The 3,428-nt window shown below is 40.4% G+C and carries 5 protein-coding genes; all 5 read right to left on the reverse strand.

The genetic code is table 11. The features are described from left to right. Positions 1-100: 100 nt before the first annotated feature. Positions 101-406, reverse strand: coding sequence for a hypothetical protein (locus KI742_RS13720; protein WP_064368480.1), 306 nt, complete (start codon positions 404-406; stop codon positions 101-103). A 137-nt stretch (positions 407-543) separates the two neighbouring features. Continuing rightward, positions 544-942, reverse strand: coding sequence for a DUF6232 family protein (locus tag KI742_RS13730; RefSeq protein WP_064368481.1), 399 nt, complete (start codon positions 940-942; stop codon positions 544-546). 146 nt (positions 943-1,088) lie between these two features. Continuing rightward, complete coding sequence (locus KI742_RS13740) at positions 1,089-1,547, reverse strand: GNAT family N-acetyltransferase (RefSeq protein WP_285386264.1); 459 nt, start codon at positions 1,545-1,547, stop codon at positions 1,089-1,091. Positions 1,548-2,233: 686 nt separating this feature from the next. Beyond that, the gene (locus KI742_RS13750) at positions 2,234-2,668 is read right to left on the reverse strand and encodes an N-acetyltransferase (RefSeq protein WP_262656317.1); all 435 of its coding nucleotides are present in this window, start codon (positions 2,666-2,668) and stop codon (positions 2,234-2,236) included. 150 nt (positions 2,669-2,818) lie between these two features. After that, positions 2,819-3,181, reverse strand: a complete 363-nt coding sequence (locus KI742_RS13755) for a GNAT family N-acetyltransferase (RefSeq protein ID WP_262656318.1) — start codon at positions 3,179-3,181, stop codon at positions 2,819-2,821. Between the last annotated feature and the right edge of the window lie 247 nt (positions 3,182-3,428).

Below are 3,428 nucleotides of genomic sequence, written 5' to 3' on the forward strand. Positions count from 1 at the left end.
AAACGTGGGGTACTCGGGAAGCGAACGCCTACCACCTTAAACACTAAAGTCAACGCATAGCAAAAATGCCACGCGTTGCGAATCCCTCTTGAACAGTTTGTTAGGCAAATTTTACCTTCGCTACTTTCAATATGTACACAATAATAGCGCCCAATAGTGCCCAAGGCATTGCAAACCACCAATAGTATGGTTCCTGACTATCAGCAAGGTAGTAATTAAAAACTATAATTACACTCACAATTGTCGAAATGACATATGCTCCACCTAAAGCCATACAGATATCTGAGTGATGTTTAGAAAGTTCAAATTCACGCAGTTGAAATACGACAATGAAAAACACAAAAGGGCTAAAAAGACAAACTGCAATGTGTAGAAATGAAAGAAGAATTAACCACCCAAGTGTCATATGTTTTCCTTTTATTTGTCTAACGCTCTGTTAAGGGGTGAGGCACGCAATACCGAAGACTCCGCATACCACCTTAAACACTAAAACCAACGCATGGTAAAAATGCCACGCGTGCCGAATCACTCTTGAACAATTTGTTATACGAATTTCTTCAGTGCCAACACTTGCTGTTCAAATAACTCACAATCTGACTTTGAGTATGACTTGGCGACATTTACCCATTGAACGCCCGTTTCATCTATGTGGCGAAACTCGACTTGAAGTGCATATTTAGAGCAACGAAGAAGAGCAAAGACCAAACCTACAACCGTCAGACTAAGAACTAAAACTAGTAGCCATTGTGGTACCTCTTCCAACCTTGGAATAACTAACCAAACTGCCCCTGAAAAAACACACACCCAGAATAAAACTTGACCCAAATTATCAAGAAAACTTAACTTTTTAACCCTAACATTGTTTATCTTAGACAAAGGATATGAGTCTTTCTTAAACCTGAACTCTTTTGAATCCAAGCTAAAATCAGTACTTTTGTACATAATTTCCCTCTATTCGTATAACGCCCTGTTAAGGTGTGAGCAACGCAATACAAAAGCCGCTGCATACCACCTTAAACACTAAAATCAACGCATAGTGAAAATGCCACGCGTTGCGAATCCCTCTTGAACAGTTTGTTATGTGCTTGCTAATTGAGGTACTTTTGCCAATGTTGCTGCCCTGTCAAAACTGCTCTGTAATCTTCGTAGTCCAATGAACTGTAGAGCGTTTTAGCTGCAACATTATCATCACCGACCTCTAGTGTGATTTTGAGGTAATCATTATCACGACAATACTTTTCGATACCATTCAGTTGCGCTTTGCCCACACCTTTACCACGAAAGTTATCCGACACCATAAAGTCATGGATATTCATCACTCTTTGCGCACGATAAGTTGAAAACGATTCAAAGCAAACCGCAAAACCAGCGGGCTTATCGTCGACAAGACTGATAAACCCGTGGAAATAAGGCAATGCAAACAACTGAGCAATTACTGAGAGATCTAGCTCAACTGAGAATCCAGATAGGTACTCTCTAAACAAAGTCTCGAATATACCTTTGTCCTCAATGCTTTCTGTTTCGATACGCCTGATTGTGATTTCCATATTCATTTCCGCCAAAGTACATAACGCCTTGCTAAGGTGTGAGTAACGCAATACAAAAGCTACCGCACAACGCCTTAATCACATAAGCCACCGCAAAGTAAAAATGCCACGCGTTACGAATCACTCTTAAGCAATTTGTTAGTACATGCGCTACTTCTATTTATGCGTTCCAAGATATTGAAAAGTGGCATGATATGAAAGGCTTTGAACACTGAAGTGAGACGGGCAGCTACAAAACTTTACCGCCATTGATAGACGAGAGTTGGCTAGAAGAAAAACGCACTGAACTCCCCTACTTTTACTGACTTCAAATTAGAAAAGGATTCTTTCCTCACACTTCAACAGCCACACAAAAAGTAATCAAGGTTCTCTCAAAAGTCACCACGAAAATGAAAAAGCGCCAAAGAAATAGGCTAAGAGTTAGAAGCCGTAAACGGTAAAATCAAAGCGAACACTCCGCATATAGTGCCACCGGAAAGAACGTGAAAGGCACAAACTGAAAGGTGTAAAGACGAGCGCCAAAACAGATAAACACCAAAACTTATGACCTTTGATGTCAAACCCGTACTAACGTCGCATTAAGGGGTGAACAACAACAACACCTAACCTAAACCATTGTGCCGTAAACACTTAAGCAAATTTAAACCAAAACTGCCAAGCGTTGTGAATCCCTCTTAAATGCCTTGTTATGTGTTTGAACTTAAAAGAAGCTCCATTTCAACCAGCCCTTTGACGTCTGATGTTCTAACAAAGCCTTTGGACTCATACAGCTTTATTGCTGGATTTTCACTAAAAACACGCAGGACTAACAGAGTAGATTGACGAGTAAATGCATGCCCAACGACTAGGTCAAGACATTTAGACCCAATACCTCTACCTTGAAACTCCGGTAAAAGTTGAAAGTCCCTCAGGAAGGTCGTATCACCACCATAGCTAAAACGCACTACACCAACACGAGTACGATCCAGTAGAACCTCGTAGTTATCTAAATCTTCCCAACTATTCAGAAACTGATTGTGATCCCAGACTATCTCACGAGCTTGATAGTAACTCGCCATATTTGTCTTGGTTAAAGATTCTGCGAATAAGGGGTCATTACCAATTTCAAACTGTACTTCCATGCCTTTTCCTCTGGTTACACATAACGCCGCGTTAAGTGGTGAGCAACGTTACCACCTTACCTAAACCATTGTGCCGTAAACACTAAAGCTGAATCAAACCGAAAATGCCAAGCGTTGGGAATCCGTCTTAAACGCTTTGTTATGTGCGTACTAGAGACTGAGTGAAATACTTTTATCTTCACTTACGATGAAACCGAATCGTTGATACCAAACAGTTAACTTTTGCTCATCTCCATGCATTTCACCGATAATTTCAGAAGATTCAAGAGATTTACAATGCTGGATTGCTTGGGTGAGCAAGGCTGTTCCATAGCCTTTGCCTCGAAATGATTTAGTCCACTTAATAAAAGGAAGAAACCACCAAGGACTATATTCAATTTCATCAACGATGATATCTTCAATTTTTGCGACATTTCCAGTTAAAGAAACATGAATACGCCCAACATTGGAACCACTTTCATAGAGGATATAACTGAATGAATTTTCAGTATTTCGGATTAACTCAATTTCCATATTTCCTCCAAGCACATAACGCCCTGTTAAGGGGTGAGCAACACCATACTGAAGCCGCCGCACACCACCTTAATCACTTAAACCAACGCATAGTGAAAATGCCACGCGTTGCGAATCCCTCTTGAACAGATTGTTAGCTGTGAACTACAACACTAGCATTAAAATCAAAGGTCCCAAAACTGCAACAACCATCATCAAAAACCAGAGATAAATCATCAATGATAGGTAGAGCGAAAATATCCCTTTT

The organism is Vibrio sp. D417a, from assembly GCF_030248595.1.
Classification (GTDB): domain Bacteria; phylum Pseudomonadota; class Gammaproteobacteria; order Enterobacterales; family Vibrionaceae; genus Vibrio; species Vibrio alginolyticus.